The sequence below is a fragment of the Mesorhizobium sp. M7A.F.Ca.CA.004.04.2.1 genome (assembly GCF_004022825.1).
Classification (GTDB): domain Bacteria; phylum Pseudomonadota; class Alphaproteobacteria; order Rhizobiales; family Rhizobiaceae; genus Mesorhizobium.
The window spans coordinates 1-3,058 of the sequence record NZ_RZPH01000747.1 but is presented as its reverse complement, the minus strand read 5'-3'; the positions used below and the strand labels follow the sequence as shown (position 1 = coordinate 3,058).

Sequence of the window (3,058 nt, the reverse complement as noted above, 5' to 3'; positions counted from 1 at the left end):
CCGCAGAGCGTCATCCAGGAACAGGTCGAAATGGGCGTCGCCGTGCGCATGGCCGTCATGGAAGCGCTGCTTGACCCGCGCCGCAATCAAGAGGGCGGCGGCGCATGAGCATAACGGTCTTTGAGCGGGCCCGCGTTGTCGATCCCTCGCGCGCCATCGACGAAGTCGGCGCCGTCATAGTCGATGGCAAGAAAATCCTTGTCGCCGGCAAGGCAGCGCTGAACCAGGGCGCGCCCGAGGGCGCCACCGTTGTCGACTGCGCCGGCAAGGCGATCATTCCAGGCCTGATCGACGGCCGCGTCTTCATCGGCGAACCGGGCGGCGAGCATCGCGAAACCATCGCGTCGGCAAGTGTCGCGGCGGCGGCCGGCGGCGTCACCTCCATCGTCATGATGCCCGACACCGATCCGGTGATCGACAATGTGGCGCTGGTTGAATTCGTGCTGCGCACGGCCAAGGACACGGCCATCGTCAACGTCTTTCCGGCCGCGGCGATCACCAAGGGCCTCGACGGGCGCGAAATGACCGAGTTCGGCCTGCTGCGCGAAGCCGGCGCGGTCGCCTTTACCGATGGCCGCCAAACCATATCGAGCGCGCTGGTGATGCGCCGCGCGCTGACCTATGCACGCGACTTCGGCGCCACCATCGTGCATGAGACGCAGGATGCGGACCTCGGTTCATCCGGCGTGATGAATGAAGGCCTTTACGCCAGCTGGCTCGGCCTCTCCGGCATTCCGCGCGAAGCCGAAGCCATCCCGCTGGAACGCGACCTCGCCTTGGCCCGACTGACACGCGGTTCGTACCATGCAGCAAAGATCTCGACGGCGATGGCGGCAAGCGCCGTCACACGTGCGAAGGCCGACGGGGCGACGGTGACGTCAGGCGCGGCGATCCACAATCTGTCGCTGAATGAAAACGATGTCGGCGAATACCGCACCTTCTTCCGTCTGACCCCACCTTTGCGCGCCGAGGAAGACCGGCTGGCGATGATCGAAGCGGTCAGGGACGGCACGATCGACATCATCGTCTCCTCGCACGATCCGCAGGATGTCGACACCAAGCGCCTGCCCTTTGCCGATGCGGCGGCCGGCGCCATCGGGTTGGAGACACTGCTGGGCGCGGCATTGCGGCTCTATCACAATGGCGATGTGCCGTTGCTCCGGCTGATCGAAACCCTGTCCACCGCTCCCGCAAAACTGTTCGGCCTGCCCGGCGGCACGCTGAAGCCGGGTGCTGTCGCCGATCTTGCGCTTGTCGATCTCGACGAACCCTGGATCGTCAGCGAAAGCGGTATTCGTTCGCGCTCGAAAAACACCTGTTTCGAAGGCGCGCGACTGCAAGGCAAGGTCTTGCAAACGCTGGTTGCGGGCCGCACAGTGTTTTCCGCCTGAACGGCCACGGCGCACCGCGCGTGATCCGGCTCGTCAGGGGGAAATGCGGGGGAAACAATGACTTACAGCCTCATCCCAGCGCTGGTGTTCGGCTATCTGCTTGGCTCGATTCCGTTCGGGCTCCTGCTCACCCGCGCGGCCGGCCTTGGCGATGTGCGCAAGATCGGCTCCGGCAATATCGGCGCCACCAATGTTCTGCGCACCGGCAATAAGGCCCTTGCCGCCGCGACGCTGCTGCTCGACGCGCTGAAGGGCACGGTCGCCGTGCTGATAGCCGGCCATTTCGCGCCTGACCTGGCGATCTGGGCCGGTCTCGGCGCCTTTCTCGGTCATCTCTTCCCGGTCTGGCTCGGTTTCAAGGGCGGCAAGGGCGTCGCCACCTATCTCGGCGTGCTGATCGGCCTTGCCTGGCAGGTGGCGCTGATCTTTGCCGTCGCCTGGCTGGTGATGGCTTTCCTGTTCCGTTATTCCTCGCTGGCGGCGCTGACGGCGGCGGTCATCGTGCCGATCGCCCTCTATGTCCTGAGCGCACCGCAGAATGCGGCCTTGTTCGTGGTGATGAGCATCATCGTTTTCATCAAGCACCGGGAAAACATTTCGCGCCTGCTTGCCGGCACCGAGGGCAAGATCGGAGCCAAGGGGTGAGCGAGCCTGCCGCCGTGGTGAGTGGGCCGGCCGCCGGGCCGCGTCTCAGCGACCGGCAGCGGCTGAGCTGGCTGCGGCTGATCCGCACCAAGAATGTCGGCCCCGCATCCTTTCGCGACCTCATCAACCGTTTCGGTTCGGCCGAGGCGGCGCTGGAGATATTGCCGGAACTGATGATTTCAGGCGGCGCCATCCGGATCGCTCGCATCCCTTCCATTGCCGAAGCCGAGGCCGAACTGGAATTAGCCGGAAAGGCCGGCGCCCGCTTTGTCGGGATCGGTGAAACAGACTATCCACCCCTATTGCGCAACATGGACCATCCGCCGCCGCTGCTGGCGGTAAAGGGCAACGCAGCTGTTTTCCGGCTGCCGGGTGTCGCCATCGTCGGGGCACGCAACGCATCGCTGGCCGGCATCAAGATGGCACGCATGCTGGCGGCCGACCTCGGCCGCGACGGCTACGCAATCGTCTCCGGCCTGGCGCGCGGCATCGACACGGCGGCGCATCAGGGCAGCCTGGCGACCGGCACGATCGGCGTCCTGGCCGGCGGCCTCGACCTGCCTTACCCGCCTGAAAATGCCGGCCTGTGCGAGGAAATCGCCGAGCGTGGCGCCATCATTTCAGAGATGCCGTTCGGCTGGCAGCCGCGCGCCCAGGATTTTCCGCGCCGCAACCGCCTTGTCGCGGGTGCGGTCCTTGGGCTGGTGGTGGTCGAGGCAGCGCAACGCTCGGGCTCGCTGATCAGCGCCAGGCTTGCGGGCGAAATGGGCCGGCTGGTCTTCGCCGTGCCGGGCTCGCCGCTCGATCCACGCGCCGCCGGCACCAACGGCCTGCTCAAGGATGGCGCCACCCTGGTCACCGACGCAGCGGACGTTTCGCGGGCAATCGCTCCGCTGACCGGCATGCGGGCGCCCGACGTGCCGCCGTTCGAAGAGCCGCCCGACTTCTCGGCCACACCACCGCCCGGCGAAAGCGACCGCGCCCGCGTCATCGAGGCGCTCGGCCCGACGCCAGTGGCGGTC

General features: G+C 66.4%; 3 protein-coding genes and 1 pseudogene. All 4 read left to right on the top strand.

Annotated features, from left to right (window positions below):
* Positions 1-108 (top strand): annotated as a pseudogene (gene pyrB / locus EN893_RS26285) (aspartate carbamoyltransferase catalytic subunit); the annotation flags it as partial.
* Positions 105-1,391 carry a dihydroorotase gene (locus tag EN893_RS26280; RefSeq protein ID WP_127272492.1) on the top strand — a complete coding sequence of 429 codons (1,287 nt, stop codon included), beginning with the start codon at positions 105-107 and terminating at the stop codon, positions 1,389-1,391. The pseudogene pyrB and the gene EN893_RS26280, both read left to right, overlap by 4 nt.
* 57 nt (positions 1,392-1,448) lie before the next feature.
* Positions 1,449-2,036, top strand: a complete 588-nt coding sequence (gene plsY, locus EN893_RS26275) for a glycerol-3-phosphate 1-O-acyltransferase PlsY (protein WP_127271878.1) — start codon at positions 1,449-1,451, stop codon at positions 2,034-2,036.
* Between the two features lie 17 nt (positions 2,037-2,053).
* Positions 2,054-3,058 (top strand): DNA-processing protein DprA (dprA, locus tag EN893_RS26270; protein ID WP_127372130.1); only part of this gene is annotated, 1,005 nt, incomplete at its 3' end.

Bases quoted from the DNA above. Each gene is read 5' to 3' on its own strand.
- EN893_RS26280 (WP_127272492.1), top strand. From the start codon at position 105: ATGAGCATAACGGTCTTTGAGCGGGCCCGCGTTGTCGATCCCTCGCGC.
- plsY (WP_127271878.1), top strand. From the start codon at position 1,449: ATGACTTACAGCCTCATCCCAGCGCTGGTGTTCGGCTATCTGCTTGGC.